This window comes from Streptomyces sp. MMG1533, from assembly GCF_001279775.1.
In the GTDB taxonomy this organism is placed as follows: domain Bacteria; phylum Actinomycetota; class Actinomycetes; order Streptomycetales; family Streptomycetaceae; genus Streptomyces.
In genome coordinates, this window is sequence record NZ_LGDG01000217.1 from 76,451 (window position 1) to 92,799 (window position 16,349).

At 71.2% G+C, this 16,349-nt stretch carries 17 protein-coding genes and 1 riboswitch; of the genes, 8 read left to right on the plus strand and 9 right to left on the minus strand.

Features of this window, described 5'->3' with window-relative positions; genetic code table 11:
- Window positions 1-84: 84 nt before the first annotated feature.
- Window positions 85-1,431 carry a D-alanyl-D-alanine carboxypeptidase family protein gene (locus tag ADK57_RS23855; protein ID WP_053751593.1) on the plus strand — a complete coding sequence of 449 codons (1,347 nt, stop codon included), beginning with the start codon at window positions 85-87 and terminating at the stop codon, window positions 1,429-1,431.
- Here ADK57_RS23855 and ADK57_RS23860 read toward each other — a convergent pair.
- Genes ADK57_RS23860 through ADK57_RS23875 form a run of 4 tightly spaced genes read right to left on the minus strand, consistent with a single transcriptional unit; the run spans window position 1,385 to window position 4,278 of the window.
- The gene (locus tag ADK57_RS23860) at window positions 1,385-2,302 is read right to left on the minus strand and encodes a YihY/virulence factor BrkB family protein (protein WP_053751572.1); all 918 of its coding nucleotides are present in this window, start codon (window positions 2,300-2,302) and stop codon (window positions 1,385-1,387) included. The genes ADK57_RS23855 and ADK57_RS23860 overlap by 47 nt on opposite strands.
- Entirely contained in the window at window positions 2,290-2,802 is a 513-nt protein-coding gene (locus ADK57_RS23865; RefSeq protein WP_420711889.1) for a GtrA family protein, read from the minus strand. Before ADK57_RS23865 ends, ADK57_RS23860 begins: the two co-directional genes overlap by 13 nt.
- Window positions 2,796-3,758 carry a decaprenyl-phosphate phosphoribosyltransferase gene (locus ADK57_RS23870; protein ID WP_107091632.1) on the minus strand — a complete coding sequence of 321 codons (963 nt, stop codon included), beginning with the start codon at window positions 3,756-3,758 and terminating at the stop codon, window positions 2,796-2,798. Before ADK57_RS23870 ends, ADK57_RS23865 begins: the two co-directional genes overlap by 7 nt.
- Before the next feature lie 10 nt (window positions 3,759-3,768).
- A complete protein-coding gene (locus ADK57_RS23875) occupies window positions 3,769-4,278 on the minus strand; it encodes a phosphatase PAP2 family protein (RefSeq protein ID WP_053751575.1) in 510 nt (169 codons plus the stop codon).
- A 133-nt stretch (window positions 4,279-4,411) separates the two neighbouring features.
- On the opposite strand from ADK57_RS23875, the gene ADK57_RS23880 reads away from it, so the two are divergent.
- Together ADK57_RS23880 and ADK57_RS23885 are read left to right on the plus strand one after the other, a co-directional pair.
- Window positions 4,412-5,767, plus strand: coding sequence for an FAD-binding oxidoreductase (locus ADK57_RS23880; RefSeq protein ID WP_053751576.1), 1,356 nt, complete (start codon window positions 4,412-4,414; stop codon window positions 5,765-5,767).
- A gap of 40 nt (window positions 5,768-5,807) precedes the next feature.
- Window positions 5,808-6,563, plus strand: a complete 756-nt coding sequence (locus ADK57_RS23885) for a decaprenylphospho-beta-D-erythro-pentofuranosid-2-ulose 2-reductase (protein WP_053751577.1) — start codon at window positions 5,808-5,810, stop codon at window positions 6,561-6,563.
- 10 nt (window positions 6,564-6,573) lie between these two features.
- Here the strand turns inward: ADK57_RS23885 and ADK57_RS23890 are convergent, their stop codons facing one another.
- Together ADK57_RS23890 and trpS are read right to left on the minus strand one after the other, a co-directional pair.
- Complete coding sequence (locus ADK57_RS23890; protein ID WP_053751578.1) at window positions 6,574-7,152, minus strand: 2'-5' RNA ligase family protein; 579 nt, start codon at window positions 7,150-7,152, stop codon at window positions 6,574-6,576.
- 138 nt (window positions 7,153-7,290) lie between these two features.
- Window positions 7,291-8,304, minus strand: coding sequence for a tryptophan--tRNA ligase (gene trpS, locus ADK57_RS23895; protein ID WP_053751594.1), 1,014 nt, complete (start codon window positions 8,302-8,304; stop codon window positions 7,291-7,293).
- A gap of 142 nt (window positions 8,305-8,446) precedes the next feature.
- Here trpS and ADK57_RS23900 point away from each other — a divergent pair, with 142 nt between their 5' ends.
- The 4 genes from ADK57_RS23900 (at window position 8,447) to ADK57_RS23915 (ending at window position 11,599) form a co-directional block, all read left to right on the plus strand.
- Window positions 8,447-9,007, plus strand: a complete 561-nt coding sequence (locus ADK57_RS23900; RefSeq protein WP_053751579.1) for an RNA polymerase sigma factor — start codon at window positions 8,447-8,449, stop codon at window positions 9,005-9,007.
- Window positions 8,994-9,932 (plus strand): hypothetical protein, encoded by a 939-nt coding sequence (locus ADK57_RS23905; protein WP_053751580.1) that lies wholly within the window; start codon window positions 8,994-8,996, stop codon window positions 9,930-9,932. The genes ADK57_RS23900 and ADK57_RS23905 overlap by 14 nt, the downstream gene beginning before the upstream one ends.
- 177 nt (window positions 9,933-10,109) lie before the next feature.
- Entirely contained in the window at window positions 10,110-10,802 is a 693-nt protein-coding gene (locus tag ADK57_RS23910; protein ID WP_234390394.1) for a hypothetical protein, read from the plus strand.
- Window positions 10,803-10,909: 107 nt separating this feature from the next.
- Window positions 10,910-11,599, plus strand: coding sequence for a hypothetical protein (locus ADK57_RS23915; RefSeq protein ID WP_053751582.1), 690 nt, complete (start codon window positions 10,910-10,912; stop codon window positions 11,597-11,599).
- Between the two features lie 41 nt (window positions 11,600-11,640).
- On the opposite strand, the gene ADK57_RS23920 is transcribed toward ADK57_RS23915, so the two are convergent.
- On the minus strand, window positions 11,641-13,089 hold the full coding sequence (locus ADK57_RS23920) for a glycine hydroxymethyltransferase (protein ID WP_053751583.1): 1,449 nt from the start codon (window positions 13,087-13,089) through the stop codon (window positions 11,641-11,643).
- Window positions 13,090-13,120: 31 nt separating this feature from the next.
- Window positions 13,121-13,219: riboswitch (ZMP/ZTP riboswitch) on the minus strand.
- A gap of 92 nt (window positions 13,220-13,311) precedes the next feature.
- On the opposite strand from ADK57_RS23920, the gene rocD reads away from it, so the two are divergent.
- Window positions 13,312-14,517 (plus strand): ornithine--oxo-acid transaminase, encoded by a 1,206-nt coding sequence (gene rocD, locus ADK57_RS23925; protein ID WP_053751584.1) that lies wholly within the window; start codon window positions 13,312-13,314, stop codon window positions 14,515-14,517.
- 125 nt (window positions 14,518-14,642) lie between these two features.
- Here the strand turns inward: rocD and ADK57_RS23930 are convergent, their stop codons facing one another.
- Window positions 14,643-15,827: a glutathionylspermidine synthase family protein gene (locus ADK57_RS23930; protein ID WP_053751585.1), complete on the minus strand. Its 1,185-nt coding sequence runs from the start codon at window positions 15,825-15,827 to the stop codon at window positions 14,643-14,645.
- 26 nt (window positions 15,828-15,853) lie between these two features.
- Window positions 15,854-16,222 carry a hypothetical protein gene (locus tag ADK57_RS23935; protein WP_053751595.1) on the minus strand — a complete coding sequence of 123 codons (369 nt, stop codon included), beginning with the start codon at window positions 16,220-16,222 and terminating at the stop codon, window positions 15,854-15,856.
- Window positions 16,223-16,349 lie beyond the last annotated feature (127 nt).

A 16,349-nucleotide genomic window follows, 5' to 3' on the forward strand; every position in this document is an offset into this window, starting at 1 on the left:
GTATCGCCGCCCGGTGTCCGGTTCCTTGGCCGGGGTGGGGAGGGAGGCGGGACTTCACGCCCTGTGGCATGTACGTTCCTGACCGTGCCCGCTCCAAAGAAGACCGCCAGGCGATCCCTGCTGGTCACTTCCGTCGTCCTGTCGTCCGTCGTGTCGTCGCTCGCGTTGACCGCTCCCGTCTCCGTGGCGGCCCCGAGTCCGTCGCCCGGTACGTCCGGGAGTCCGTCGCCCGGTACGTCCGGAAGTCCGTCCGCGAGTCCGTCGGCCACTCCCCCGGCCACCATGTCGACCGTCGGCGGCCAACGCCTGGGCCTGGCCGGGGCGCAGGTCAACCTGGCGAGCGGGGTGCCGGTGCTGCCCAAGGACCTCAGCGCGCGGTCGTGGATCGTCGCCGACGCCGAGTCCGGCGACGTGCTGGCCGCGAACAACGCGCACTGGCGGCTGCCCCCGGCGAGCACCCTGAAGATGCTGTTCGCGGACACGGTGCTGCCGAAGTTCACGAAGACGGAGAAGCACAAGGTCGTCCCCTCCGACCTGGCCGGCATCGGTTCCGGCTCCAGCATGGTCGGGATAAAGGAAGGCGAGACGTACAGCGTCCACGACCTGTGGCTCGGCGTCTTCCTGCGCTCCGGCAACGACGCCGTGCACGTGCTGTCGCAGATGAACGACGGCATCGACAACACCGTCGCGGAGATGAACGCGCACGCCGAGGAGCTCCAGGCCCTCGACACGCACGCGGTCAGCCCCGACGGCTACGACCAGCCCGGCCAGGTCTCCTCGGCATACGACCTGACCCTGATCGCCCGCTCCGGGCTGCAGAAGAAGGACTTCCGCGAGTACAGCTCGACGGTCAGCGCGAAGTTCCCGGGCAAGACGACGAAGAACAAGAAGGGCAAGACGACCCGCGAGTCCTTCGAGATCCAGAACACCAACCGGCTGCTGACCGGCGACTCCGACGTCTCCGTCTACCCGGGCATCGCGGGCGTCAAGAACGGCAACACCACCAACGCCGGGGCCACCTTCACCGGCGTCGCCGAGCGGGGCGGCAAGGTGCTGCTCGTCACCGTCATGAACCCGGAGAAGGACGAGAACAACGAGGTCTACAAGGAGACCGCCAAGCTCTTCGACTGGGGCTTCAAGGCAGTCGGCAAGGTGCAGCCCGTGGGTGAGCTGGTCCCGCCGAAGAGCGCCGCGCAGGCGAGTGCCCAGCCGGGAGCGAACGCCTCCGGGGAGGCGGGGGGCGCGGACGCCGGGGGGACGGAGGCCGGCGCCTCGTCGAAGCCGGTGGCGTCCGCCACCGCCGAGGGCGGCACCGGCGGCATGGGGATCGCGTTCGCGATCACCGGCGGGCTGCTGGTGGTGCTCGCGGGGGCCGCGTTCCTGGTCAACCGCCGCTGGCCGCTGCCGGATCTGGTACGCCGTCGTCACTGACGTCCTGCGCGTCCTCTTCCGTGTCCATGCTCTGCGTCGCCGTCCACGCGGCGCAGAACAACACCAGCTTCGACGTGAAGTTGATCCACAGCAGCAGGGCGACGGGGACGCCGAACGCGCCGTACATGCTCTTCGCGGCCACGCCCTGCATATAGCCGCTGAGCAGCAGTTTCAGCAGCTCGAAGCCGATCGCGCCGGTCAGCGCGGCCACGATCAGGCGGCGGCGCTGCGGCTCGACTCCGGGGAGCAGCGTCAGCACGTAGAGGAGCAGCAGGAAGTCGGCCAGTACGGCGACGAGGAACGCGGCGATCTGCAGCAGGACGCTGCCCCAGCCCTCCTTGTCGATGCCCAGCTGGTCGGTGGTCCAGCCGACCATGGCGGAGGCCACGGTGGACGTGGCGAGCGTGATGAGCACGGCGCCGCCGAGGCCGACGAGGATGCCCAGGTCCTTGGCCTTGCGCAGGACCGCGTTCTCCTCGTCGTCGGGCAGCTCCCACACGGCCCGCAGACACTCGCGCATCGAGCCCGCCCAGCCGATGCCGGTGAACAGCAGGACGGCGCCCGCGATGAGGCCGACGGTGCCGGCGTTCTGCACCAGGCCGTCGATGTTGAGCTGGTCGGAGATGCCGGGCACCTGCTCGGCGATCTTGTCCTCCAGCGTGTTCTGGCGCTCCTTGCTGAGCGTGGCGGCGGCGATCGAGGCGGCCACCGTGAGCAGGGGGAAGAGTGCCACGAAGCTGGTGAACGTCATCGCGGCGGCCAGCCGTGTCCACTTCACCCGGTCCAGGCGCTCGAACGACCGCCACGCGTGCGTGGCGGTCAGGCGGGCGACCAGCGGCCCGACGCCGGGGAGTTTTTTCAGCCAGTCCATGATCCGACTCTGCCCCCATCGCGGAAGACAAATGTCCTGGTACCCCAAAACCGCAGGATGGTGGCAAGGACCATGCCGATTCCCGCTCCGGAGACCGTGTCCGCGCGCTGCGAGGTGAGGCCGAGGCCGTAGTGACTGACGGCGAGGCACAGAAGCTGCACCAGGGCGCCGGCGACGTTCACGGCGAAGAAGGCGGCGTACGCGCGCAGTCCGCCGGTGCGGGCGTCCCGGTAGGTGCCGAGCGCGTTGCCCACGTACGCCACCGAGCAGCCCGCGACGAACGACAGCGCCTTGGCGGTGAGCGGGTCGAGACCGCCCGGGCCGCGCAGGCAGGTGAAGAGGGCGAGGTCGGCGGCGTAGGCGAGGAGGCCGGCGGTGGCGAAGCCTAGGAGTTCCCGGCGGCTCGCCCACGCGCGCGTGCGCGGCCGTCCGCTTCGGCCCGCCCCCGTGCGCGTGCGCTGCCGTTCACTTCGGCTCGCCCCCGCGCGCGTGCTCACCAGTTGGCCACCGCCAGGGCGTACATCGCGACCCACGCCACGCCGATCAGGGCGAGCGCGCGGTCGCGCAGGACGACATCCTCGGGTTCGCCGGCCGTGCCGCGGTCGGCGAAGACGGCGTACCTGAGGATCGCGAGGATGAAGGCGACCATGGAGAGCTGCCGCCAGGGCAGGACGCTGGTGTGCGGGACGCCGCCCTCCTCGAGGGCCCACAGGCAGTAGCCGAGGACGGCGACGCCGGCCGCGAGCTGCCACACGAAGCGCAGGTAGCCGGTGGTGTACTCGGTGAGCAACGCGCGCGTGGCGCCCGCTTTCCCGGCCATCTGGACGGCTTCGGAGTAGCGCTTGGCCGACACCATGAACAGCGCCCCGAACCCGGTCGTGATCAGGAACCAGCGCGACAGCGGGATGCCGAGCGCGAGCCCGCCGACCATGGCGCGCATCAGGAACCCGGTCGTGACGACGACGAGGTCGATGACCAGGACGTGCTTGAGGCTGACGCAGTACGCCAGTTGCATGGCCAGATACGCCGTCAGGAGCGCCGCGACGGCCGGCGAGACCAGCCAGGCCGCGATGGCCGGCGCAAGGGCGCCGAGGGCCGCTCCCACGGCGTACGCGACAGGTACGGGGACCTGTCCGGCGGCGACCGGGCGGCGACGCTTGACGGGGTGGGCGCGGTCGGCGTCGGCGTCCCGGGCGTCGTTGATCAGGTAGACGGCGGCGGCGCAGGCGGTGAAGAGGGCGAAGACGAGCGCGAGTTGGGTGAGGGCGTGCCGGGAGAAGAGCTGGCCGGCGGCGGCCGGGGCGGCGACGACCAGGACGTTCTTGACCCACTGCTTGGGGCGCGCGGTCTTGAGGAGCCCTCCCAGGAGGGTGCCTTTGCGGGGTGGTGCGGGCTGCCGGGGGGGCTTGCGCTGTTCCAGCAGAGCCGTCTCGCGGGTGCGCGCGCCACCCGTCATCGGCGCGGTCTCAGTCATGCGCGCCTCCTCGCATCCAGCGCGCTCCGATGCGCGCTGTGAGCGCCCCCAGGGCCGCGCCCGCCGCCACGTCCGAGGGGTAGTGCACGCCGACGACCAGGCGCGACACGCACATCGCGGCGGCGAGCGGCGGGACGACGTGTGCCCCCAGCGCACCGAAGGCGACCGCGGCGGCCGCGGCGGAGGTCGCGTGCGAGCTCGGGAAGGAGTGCCGCCCGGCGGTGCGTACCAGGGGCTCGACATGCGCCGGGCGCGGACGGCGCACCACCCTTTTCACGCCGATGCTGACGAGGTGCGCGCCCGCGGTGAGCGCCGTCCCGCGCAGCCAGGTGCCGCGCCGAGGGCCGTCCGCGGCGGCTCCCGCGAGACCCGCAGCGAGCCACAGCGCGCCGTGCTCGCCCGCCCAGGACAGGGCGCGCGCGGCGTTCGCAACGTGTGGGTCGCGGCCGTACGCCCTCAGCGCCGAAAGGATTCGGTGGTCCATGTCGTCGAGATCGTCCATGTGGACTCACTGTTCACGTCAGCACCGTCGGAACTCCGGCAATATAGAGCGACATCCCATTAATCACCCATTTCGGGGATGAGCTGAATGTTTCCAAACCAATCGCTCACAAAGGGGCGATACGGTCGCCGACATGCCTGCCGACATCGATTCCGTCACCGGCTGGGGCCGCACCGCTCCCACCAGCGCCCTCCTGATCCGCCCACGGACCTACGAGGAGGCCGTGGCCGCCGTCCGGGACTGCGGGGCCCGCGGAGGCATCCCGAGGGGCCTGGGGCGGGCCTACGGGGACGCCGCTCAGAACGCCGGTGGGTCTGTTCTCGACATGACGGGTCTTGACCGCATCCACGCGATCGACGCCGCCGAGGGGATCGTGCTCTGTGACGCGGGCGTCTCCCTGCACCGGCTGATGGAAGTGCTGCTGCCGCTCGGCTGGTTCGTGCCGGTGACGCCCGGGACGCGCCACGTCACGGTCGGCGGAGCGATCGGTGCGGACATCCACGGCAAGAACCACCACGTGTCGGGCTCCTTCTCCCGGCACGTCCTGTCGCTCGAACTCCTCACCGCCGACGGCGAGATCCGCACGGTCGGCCGCGACACGCCCCTCTTCGACGCGACCACCGGCGGCATGGGCCTGACCGGCGTGATCCTGACCGCGACGATCCGGCTCCAGCCGGTCGAGACCTCGCTCATGTCGGTCGACACCGAGCGCGCGCGGGACCTCGACGACCTGATGGCCCGTCTGACGGCCACCGACCACCACTACCGCTACTCCGTCGCGTGGATCGACCTGTTGGCCCGCGGCTCGGCGACGGGCCGCGCGGTGCTGACCCGCGGTGACCACGCCCCCCTGGAGGCGCTGCCACAACGCACGCGCGCGCGTAAGGACCCACTGGCCTTCCGCACCTCCCAGCTCCCGGCCGCCCCCGCCTTCCTCCCCGAGGGCCTGCTCAGCCGGACGACCGTGGGACTCTTCAACGAGTTCTGGTACCGGAAGGCCCCACGCGCGCGTACCGGCGAACTCCAGAGGATCTCCGCCTTCTTCCACCCCCTGGACGGGGTGCCCCACTGGAACCGGATCTACGGCCGCGGCGGCTTCGTGCAGTACCAGTTCGTCGTCGGATACGGCCAGGAGGACGCCGTACGCCGGATCGTGCGCCGTATCTCGCAGCGCCGGTGCCCCTCCTTCCTCGCCGTCCTCAAGCGCTTCGGGGACGCCGACCCGGGCTGGCTCTCCTTCCCCGTGCCCGGCTGGACCCTGGCCCTGGACATCCCGGCCCACCTGCCCGGCCTCGGGGCCTTCCTCGACGAACTGGACGAGGAGGTCGCCGCGGCCGACGGGCGCGTCTACCTCGCCAAGGACTCCCGGCTGCGGCCCGAACTGCTCGCCGCGATGTACCCGCGCCTGGCGGACTTCCGCGCGCTGCGCGCGGAGTCGGACCCGCGCGGGGTGTTCGTGTCGGACCTGGCCCGCCGCCTCAACCTCTAGGCAACCTCTGGGCCCCATGGGCCTTCGTTAGGAGCTGTTCGTGAAGGACGCCTTCGGTTTCCCCCAGTCCCTGCTCGTCCTCGGCGGCACGTCGGAGATCGCGCTCGCCACCGCACGCCGGCTGATCGCCCGCCGCACCCGCACGGTGTGGCTGGCGGGACGCCCGACACCGGCCCTGGAGACCGCCGCTTCGGAACTGCGCACCCTGGGGGCCGACGTGCGCACCGTCGCCTTCGACGCGCTCGACCCCGACTCCCACGAGACGGCCCTCGGCAAGGTCTTCACCGAGGGCGACATCGACATGGTGCTGCTCGCCTTCGGGATCCTCGGCGACCAGGCGCACGACGAACGCGAACCGGGGAACGCGGTGCGCGTCGCACAGACCAACTACACGGGAGCGGTGTCGGCGGGGTTGGTCGCCGCGCGCGCGTTGCAGACCCAGGGCCACGGCTCGCTCGTGGTGCTCTCCTCCGTGGCCGGCGAACGCGCCCGCCGCTCCAACTTCATCTACGGCTCCAGCAAGGCCGGCCTCGACACCTTCGCCCAGGGCCTGGGCGACGCCCTGCACGGCACCGGCGTACACGTGATGGTCGTACGCCCCGGCTTCGTGCGCTCGAAGATGACCGCGGGCCTCCCGGACGTGCCGCTCGCGACCACGCCGGAGGCGGTTGCGACGGCGATCGAGCTGGGGCTGCGGCGGCGCTCGGAGGCGGTGTGGGTGCCGGGGGCGCTACGGATCGTGATGTCGGCGCTCCGACACGTGCCGCGAGCGGTGTTCCGGCGACTGCCGATCTAGGCGACCGGGGTCACGGGGCGGGGATCGAGCCCCGCTCCACGTGCGCCGCCTGCGGCGGCACGATCGCGCCCCCGAAGACGTACTCGCGCAGCTTGCGCCACTCGCCGTCGGCGCCCTGTTCGTAGAGGGCGAAGCCGGTGCAGGGCCACTCGGCCCGGTAGTCGGCGAGTTCCTCGAAGGCGCGGTCCATGGCGTCGTCGTCGATGCCGTGGGCGACCGTGACGTGCGGGTGGTACGGGAACTGCAGTTCGCGTGCCACGGGGCCGGAGGCGTCGCGGACCTGCTTCTGCAGCCAGGTGCAGGCCTCGACGCCCTCGGCGACCTGGACGTAGACGACGGGCGACAGGGGCCGGAACGTACCGGTGCCGGACAGCCGCATGGGGAACGGCCGACCGGCCGCCGCGACCTCGGTCAGGTGTGCCTCGACGGCCGCCAGCTTGGCGTCGTCGACCTCCGTCGGCGGCAGCAGCGTGACGTGCGTGGGAATACCGTGAGCTGCAGCGTCGCCGAAGCCCGCGCGCAGCTGTTGGAGCAGGCTGCCGTGAGGCTCCGGGACCGCGATCGACACGCCGATCGTTACGGTCCCCACGTCGTCTCCTGTCATCCTGTCGAGTTCGTTCCCGGCCGTCCGGCTATCGACTGTACGGCCACGGGTGTGTTGTGGGCAGGCGCAACCGTAGTGATGTGCAGCGCTCTGTCCGGTGATGCGTCTGTGCGGTCGTACGCCTCAGTGCTTGGCGGGCAGGAAGCCCACCTTGTCGTACGCCTGTGAGAGGGTCTCCGCGGCGACGGCACGCGCCTTCTCCGCGCCCTTGGCCAGGATCGAGTCCAGTGTCTCCGGGTCGTCCAGGTACTGCTGGGTGCGCTCCCGGAAGGGCGTCACGAACTCGACCATGACCTCGGCGAGGTCCGTCTTGAGCGCGCCGTAGCCCTTGCCCTCGTACTTCTGCTCCAGCTCCGCGATCCCCTCGCCGCTGAGGGTCGAGTAGATGGTGAGCAGGTTGCTGACGCCCGGCTTGTGCTCCGCGTCGAAGCGGATCACGGTGTCGGTGTCGGTGACCGCGCTCTTGACCTTCTTGGCGGTGGCCTTGGGGTCGTCGAGCAGGTTGATGAGGCCCTTCGGCGTGGACGCCGACTTGCTCATCTTGATCGACGGGTCCTGAAGGTCGTAGATCTTCGCCGTCTCCCGGAGGATGTACGGCTTCGGGACGGTGAAGGTCTCGCCGAAGCGGCCGTTGAAGCGCTCGGCGAGGTCACGGGTGAGCTCGATGTGCTGGCGCTGGTCCTCGCCGACCGGGACCTCGTGGGCCTGGTACAGCAGGATGTCCGCGACCTGGAGGACCGGGTACGTGAACAGGCCGACGCTGGCGCGGTCGGCGCCCTGCTTGGCGGACTTGTCCTTGAACTGGGTCATACGGGACGCCTCGCCGAAGCCGGTGAGGCAGTTCATGACCCAGGCGAGCTGGGCGTGCTCGGGGACGTGGCTCTGGACGAAGAGCGTGCAGCGCTCCGGGTCGAGACCGGCCGCGAGGAGCTGGGCGGCGGCCAGCCGGGTGTTCGCGCGCAGGTCGGCGGGGTCCTGCGGGATCGTGATCGCGTGCAGGTCGACGACCATGTAGAACGCGTCGTGGGACTCCTGCAGAGCCACCCACTGGCGGACGGCGCCGAGGTAGTTGCCGAGGTGGAACGAGCCTGCGGTGGGCTGGATTCCGGAGAGCACGCGGGGTCGATCAGAGGCCATGCCCACCATTCTCTCAGGTGTCGGGGGCCGATCCGGAACTGGTCGGAAACAGATGTGACACAGGTGGGAACCGATCCGGGCCGAGCGGTGTACCCATCATGTGAGGACGCGGGAGGGGGGCCGCATCGTCGATGAGGCCGCGGTGATCGCACGCGTACGCGCCGGAGAGCCGGAGGCGTACGCGGAGCTGGTGCGAGCCCATACGGGCCTCGCGCTCAGGGCGGCCGCCGCGCTCGGGGCGGGTGCGGACGCGGAGGACGTGGTGCAGCAGGCCTTCGTCAAGGCGTACTGCGCGCTGGGCCGGTTCAAGGACGGCGCGTCGTTCAAGCCGTGGCTGCTGTCGATCGTGGCCAATGAGACGAGGAACACAGTGCGGACGGCGGCCCGGCAGCGGACCCTCGCCGGCCGTGAGGCGGCGTTCGTGGAGGCGGAGCCGCTGATACCGGAATCGGCCGACCCCGCGGCGGCCACGCTGGAGACGGAGCGCCGGGCCGCCCTGCTGGCCGCCCTGGAGAAGCTGAGCGAGGAGCACCGCCTGGTCGTCGTCTACCGCTACCTGCTGGAGATGGAAGAGTCCGAGACGGCCCAGGCGCTGGGCTGGCCCCGGGGCACGGTGAAGTCGCGGCTCAACCGCGCGTTGCGGAGGATGAGCCGGCTGTTGCCGGATTTCCAGCCTCGGGAAGGAGGTGATGAGCGTGAGTGAGGAGCGGGAGCGGGATGCGTACGGCGGTGAGGGCGGCCCCGGTGACATGGGCAGGGGCCGCCGGCACGGCGAGCCCGCCCGGCTGCCGGAGGAGCTGCGGGCGCTGGGGCGATCGCTGGACCCGCCGGGCGGTGCCGGGGCCGAGTCGATGGTCGAGCGAGTGCTGGAGCGGATACTCGCCGAGCAGGTGCCGGTCCCGGTGGCCGAGCCGCCGGGGGCCGGTGCGCGGCTGCGGGCGGCCCGGTACTGGACGCGGGCGCGGTGGCGGTCGCTGACCGCGACGCTGTGCGGCCTGCTCACGGTCCTCGCTCTCACACCCCCGGTGCGGGCCGCGGTCCTGGACTGGTTCGACTTCGGCGGGGTCGAGGTGCGGTACGACCCGTCGGCGGTGCCGTCGACCGGCGCCGAGGTGCCCGGCTGCGGGCGGTCGCTGTCGCTCGCGCAGGCCGAGCGCGAGGCCGGATTCGAGCCGCTGGTGCCTGGGGCCCTGGGTGCTCCGGACGCGGTGTCGGTGACCGACGAGCCGCGGGGGCGGTTCCTGGTGAGCCTGTGCTGGCGCGAGCAAGGGCGCACGGTCCGGTTGGACCAGTACCCGGCCGGCCTGGACATCGGCTTCGCCAAGAGCGTGCGCGAGCAGCCCTCGTGGATCTCGCTGAGCGAGGGCCCCGCGGATGTCGGCACCCCGAGCAACACGGCCCTGTGGTTTCCCCGGCCGCACCTGCTCGGTTTCTGGCTCGTGGATGCGCACGGCTCCCGCTATACCCGCGAGGTGCGGACCGCCGGGCCGACGCTGCTGTGGATGCGCGGCTCGGGCGGATCGGGCGGCAGGGAAGTGACGCTGCGGCTGGAGGGGGTGGCGTCGCAGGGGCGGGCGGTGGAGATCGCGAAGTCCCTGGACGGGACGTCGGAGGAGTCCCCGAAATAGTGCGCGGCGGACGGGAACCCCGACGGGTCGGGCGGTGTACCAGAAGTGACAAGCGGCTCGCGGGCGGGTCGCACGGGGATCGTCCGGCTTTGTATGGGGGTTCGGATGCGCAGGGTTGGGGTCGGCCGGAAGGGTCGAGGTCGTGAACTGGCCGCACTGATGGGGGTGTTGGCGATAATGTCGGCGCTGATGCTGTGGGGGGCTTCCTCCGCGTCGGCCGGCGGACCGACGAGCGTGCTCGTGGTCTCGCCGCAGAGCACGGAGACTGCGTCGCTGTACTACTCCGACGAGGAGTACGGAGAACTGGAACAGCTGCTCGGCGCCGCTGCCACCGGCCTACGGGACAAGCCGCCCGAGGCAAGTCTGATGGCCACCCGGCAGATCAACGTCACCTGGATGGCGCACGACGTGTCGCCCTGGCGCCTCGAGCGGGTTTTCCCACGGACGGATGCCGACGAGGTCTGGATACACACGACTACAAACCTCTCCGAGTCGGTGAACGGCTACTGGCATCAAGCCCAGAACCCCGGCCAACTGCGCGCCCTCCTCAAGGACCTGGGCGTGATGGGCGAGACCTCGGGCGAGGGCAACTCCGGGATCTTCCCGGCGCCTTTGGAGACGGGCGAGACCGGTGCCGACGCCGAATCCGACGCCGGCACCGACGCCGGCACGACGGAGACAGCGGCCGGCGCGGCTGTCGCTCCGACTGCGCAGGCAGAGGCCGGCGACGGCACCGACTGGTGGTGGGTGCTGCCCGGCGCGGCTGCCGGAGCCGTCCTGGCGCTGGTGCTGCGACCGTTCGCCACGCGGATGCGGTGGGACCGGCCGCGAGGGGAGCCGGGGCCGCGGCAGGAGTTGCGGGACGTGTGAGACGGGCCGGGGGCGGCGGAGGACACGGGATGCATGGAGGGGGACGGATGACAGTTCGGAGCAGACGTACGGGGCTGAGGACGACCGGCCGGAGCGGACACGGGGGCATGCGGCTCGCGATCTTCGTGCCGGTGTCGGTGGCGGCGGCCCTGTGCGGGACGCCGACGGCGGACGCGGCGTCACAGCAGCCCGACCGGGACGTCCCCGATGTGGCGGTGGTCGTCGCGGGAGGCACGGGCCGGACGACGACGGTGCGCTCCGGCGAGCCGGAATTCGCCCGCCTGTGGCAACTGCTGGAACCGATGTACGCGGGCACGGAGCGGGTGTCGGCGGCGTGGGACGAGGGCCGGCATCCGCCGGTGCGGGTCACCGTGGTGTGGGGGCTGACGGGCGTCGGGGGCTGGCCGCAGACGAACTCGCCGCCGGGTGGTGACGTGGCCATGAAGCGGCAGGACCAGCTGGTCGTGGCCGGCGACGGCACGCCGTGGGTGCGCTCGGATGCCGCGCCGGACGTGGCGGACGACGACATCCGCTGGCATCGGGCCCCGCGCTCCGTCTTCGAGCGGATGAGCCGGGCGGGCCTGCTCGGCGCGGCCGGTGACGGGGCGGCCGGGGGTGCAGGCGGCACCGAGGGGCCCGGGGCGGCGGCGGGCGGCGGTGCCTGGTGGGCGATACCGGGTCTCGTGGCGGGGTTCGCGGCCGGGGTCGGCGGCACGCTGCTGATACGCCGCGCGGCGGCCCGGCCGGGAACCGGACCGCCGCGGGAGGAACCACGACAGGAACTGATCGATCTCTAGACCGCGCCACTCGTGCAGGGGCACGGCACTGGTCGGGCAGGTCAGCCGAGGTCGATCTCCGGATACAGCGGGAAGCCCGCCACGAGGTCGGTGGCTCGGTGGGAGATCTCGTCCGCGATCTTCGGGTCGAGGACGTGCTGGGCCTTGGAGGGGGCGCCCTTGCTGGTGGTGCCGGGCTCCGTGGAGGTGAGGACGCGGTCGATGAGGCCCGCGACCTCGTCCATCTCGGCGGTGCCGAGACCACGCGTGGTCAGGGCGGGGGTGCCGATGCGGATGCCGGAGGTGTACCAAGCGCCGTTGGGGTCGGAGGGGATGGCGTTGCGGTTGGTGACGATGCCCGAGTCGAGCAGGGCGGCCTCGGCCTGGCGGCCGGTGAGGCCGTAGGAGGAGGCGACGTCGATCAGGTTGAGGTGGTTGTCCGTACCGCCGGTGACAAGGGTGGCACCGCGGCGCATCAGGCCCTCCGCGAGGGCGCGGGAGTTGTCGACGATGCGCTGGGCGTAGTCCTGGAAGGAGGGCCGACGGGCCTCGGCGAGGGCGACGGCCTTGGCGGCCATGACGTGCGGCAGCGGGCCGCCGAGGACCATCGGGCAGCCGCGGTCGACCTGGTCCTTGAGGGAGTCGTCGCACAGGACCATGCCGCCGCGCGGGCCGCGCAGCGACTTGTGGGTGGTGGTGGTGACGATCTGGGCGTGCGGGACCGGGTCGAAGTCGCCGGTCAGCACCTTGCCCGCCACCAGGCCGGCGAAGTGGGCCATGTCCACCATCAGGGTCGCGCCGACCTCGTCGGCGATCTCACGCATGAGACGGAAGTTCACGAGCCGGGGGTAGGCGGAGTAGCCGGCGACGATGATCAGCGGCTTGAACTCGCGGGCCGACACCCGCAGCGCCTCGTAGTCGATCAGACCCGTGGCGGGGTCGGTGCCGTAGGAGCGCTGGTCGAACATCTTGCCGGAGATGTTCGGGCGGAAGCCGTGGGTGAGGTGGCCGCCGGCGTCCAGGGACATGCCGAGCATGCGCTGGTTGCCGAAGGCCTGGCGGAGCTCGGCCCAGTCGGCGTCGGAGAGGTCGTTGACCTGGCGGACACCGGCCTTCTCCAGGGCGGGAACCTCGACGCGCTGGGCGAGGACCGACCAGAAGGCGACGAGGTTGGCGTCGATGCCGGAGTGCGGCTGGACGTAGGCGTGGCGGGCGCCGAAGAGCTCGCGCGCGTGCTCGGCGGCGAGGGACTCGACGGTGTCGACGTTGCGACAGCCGGCGTAGAAGCGGCGGCCGATGGTGCCCTCGGCGTACTTGTCGCTGAACCAGTTGCCCATCGCGAGAAGGGTGGCCGGGGAGGCGTAGTTCTCGGAGGCGATCAGCTTGAGCATCTCGCGCTGGTCGGCGACCTCCTGGCCGATGGCGTCGGCCACGCGCGGCTCGACGGCGCGGATCACGTCGAGGGCGGCACGGAAGGCGGTGGACTCGTGGGAGAGGGGTTCGGCTGGCATGGGGACCTCCGGACGTCGTGTTCAGCGTTCACGGTACGGCCCAGGCGCACGGCACTCGGTGCTGGACAAGGTCCAGGGGCCGCTCCCCGATGGTTCATCCCATCCCAGCGCGCCAGTCACGGCCCGTCGGCCAGCCTACCGGGCACGCCGCACCGCCCAGGTCCCCCGTCCACCATCCGAGCGACGATAGGAAGGGGGCCACCGTCACCTCAGGGAGATCCCGTGAACGCTACGGAGAGGCTCGTCGCCGCGGCCGAGGCCCACAGTCCGCGCACCTACGATCCGCTGCCGGTGGTGATCGCCACCGCGGAGGGGGCCTGGATGACGGACGTGGAGGGGCGCCGGTATCTGGACCTGCTGGCCGGTTACTCGGCGCTCAACTTCGGGCACTGCAACCGGCGGCTCGTCGAGGCGGCGAAGGCGCAGTTGGAGCGGGTGACGCTGACGTCGCGGGCGTTCCACCACGAACTGTTCGGGGCGTTCTGCGAGGAACTCGCCGCGCTGTGCGGCATGGAGATGGTGCTGCCGATGAACACTGGTACGGAGGCGGTGGAGACGGCGGTGAAGACGGCTCGGAAGTGGGGGTACCGGGTCAAGGGCGTGCCGGCGGAGATGGCGAAGATCGTGGTCGCCGGCAACAACTTCCACGGGCGTACGACGACGGTCATCAGCTTCTCCACGGACTCCGAGGCGCGGGCGGACTTCGGGCCGTACACGCCGGGCTTCGAGATCGTGCCGTTCGGGGATCTGACGGCGATGCGCTCGGCGCTGACCGAGAACACGGTGGCGGTGCTGCTCGAACCGATCCAGGGCGAGGCGGGGGTGCTGGTGCCGCCTGCCGGTTATCTGCCGGGGGTGCGGGAGCTGACGCGGGAGCGGAACGTGCTGTTCGTGGCGGACGAGATCCAGTCGGGGCTGGGGCGGACGGGGCGGACGTTCGCGTGCGAGCACGAAGGGGTGGTGCCGGACGTCTATGTGCTGGGGAAGGCGCTCGGCGGCGGGGTCGTGCCGGTGTCGGCGGTGGTGTCGAGCGCGGCGGTGCTCGGGGTGTACCGGCCCGGGGAGCACGGGTCGACGTTCGGCGGGAATCCGCTGGCCTGTGCGGTGGCGCTGGAGGTGATCGCGATGCTGCGGTCGGGCGAGTACCAGGCGCGGGCGGCGGAGCTCGGCGAGCATCTGCATCGCGAGTTGGGAGCGCTGGCCGGGACGGGGCGGGTGACGGGGGTGCGCGGGCGTGGGTTGTGGGCGGGCGTCGACATCGAGCCGTCGTACGGCACGGGACGGGAGGTGTCCGAGAGGTTGATGGACCTGGGTGTGCTGGTGAAGGACACCCATGGGGCGACGATCCGGATCGCGCCGCCCCTCGTCATCGGAGAGGAGGATCTGAACTGGGGACTCGCCCAGCTGCGTGCCGTGCTGGGGTTGTAGCCGTACCGGGGTTATAGCCGTACCGGGGTTATAGCCGTACCGGGGTTATAGCCGTACCGGGGTTATGGCCGTGCTGGGGTTGTAGCCCTACCGGGGTTGTAGCCCTACCGGGATTGCAGGGGTTCTCAGAGGATCACGTGCGGCAGGAAGCGGGCGTACTCGTCGGTGATCAGGCCGGAGGATTCGCGGATGCCGAGTCCCGCGGACTCGTTCTCCACGACCCAGGCTCCGAGGACGACACGGTTGCCGTCGAAGTCGGGCAGGGCGGCCAACTCCTGGTAGCAGCAGGCCTCCTGGCGTACGGCGGGGTCGGCGCCGGGCTCGTGGACCGTCACCCCGGCACCCTCCCGGCCCAGCAGGGGCTTGGCGACGTATCCGGTCGTCGTCGCCAGTTCGCGGGGGCCGTCCAGGTAGGCGGGAAGGAGGTTCGGGTGGCCCGGAAAGAGCTCCCAGAGGATCGCCAACAACGCCTTGTTGCTGAGCAGCATCTTCCAGGCCGGTTCGATCCACAGGGTGCTGCCGGTGCCGCCGCCGTTGTCGAGGGTGTCGAGGACATGGCCGGCGAAGCGGTCGGTGGTGAGCCACTCCCACGGGTAGAGCTTGAAGCAGCTGCGGATGAAGCGGAGTTGGTTGTCGACGAAGCGGCCGGAGAGTGGGTCCCAGCCGATCTCCTCCATGGAGATCCAGTCGGTGTCGAGGCCGGCCTGTTCCGCGGTCTCCTTGAGGTAGGCGACCGTCATGAGGTCCTCGCCGAGTTCGTCGGCCGAGGAGTGCGCGAAGTACAGGGGGCTGCCGGGCGGGAGGAGGGCCGCCTGCTTCTTCCAGGCGGCGACGAGACGTTCGTGGAGGGAGTTCCACTGGTCGGCGCCGGGGAAGCGCTCCTCCATCCAGAACCACTGGGGGGAGGCGGCCTCGACGAGGGAGGTGGGGGTGTCGGCGTTGTACTCCAGGAGTTTGGCCGGGCCGGTGCCGTCGTGGCGGAGGTCGAAACGGCCGTAGACGGAGGGGAGTTCGGCGCGGCGGCGCCAGGCCTCGGCGACCGACTCGGCCAGGCGGGGGTCGGTGATGCCGAGGTCGACGAAGCGGTTGGCGGCGACGATGTGCTCGGCCGCGGTCAGGCACATGCGGTGGAGTTCCTCGACGACCTCCTCCAGGGCCTCCACCTCGGGGAGCGTGAAGGAGTAGTAGGCGCTCTCGTCCCAGTAGGGGCGCAGGGAGTCGTCGGGGTGGCGGGTGAGCGGGTAGATGAGCCCCTGCTCCTCGACGGTCTGCTGCCAGCCGGGGCGGGGCTCGATGGTGTGGCGCTTCATGCGGGGCTTCCTGAGGGGTTGGTCGGTCAGCCGCCGGAGCTGCCCTTGCCGCTGCCTCCGCTGTCGCCGCTGCCGAAGCCGCCTCGGTCGACGCCGCCACTGCTGCCACTGCTGCTGCTCGAACTGCCCGATCCCTTGCGCGACTTGGTGAAGGAGCCGCCCTTGACCCAGCCGCTCTTCTTCTTGCCGCCGTAGTAGTAGGCACCGTTGACGGGGGTGACGGACTTGCAGTTCTTGTCGGCGACGACCTCGTAGCCCTTGGACGCGTTGTAGCTGTCGCGGTCGACGCAGCGCTTGTCCGGGTCCGAGGAACAGGCCGTCAGGGCTGCGGCGAGCAGGCCCACGCCGCCGAGTGCGACCGTGCCCGAGCGGAGTTGTCGGCGCGCGTCTGCCATGTTCATGTCTCCCCGTTGGTCGGGCCGGTGGCCCGGTGTGCGTTGGCCCGGTGTGCGTTGGCCCGGTGTGCGTTGGCCCGGTGTGCGTTGGCCCGGTGTGCGTTGGCCCGGTGTGCGTTGGCCCGGT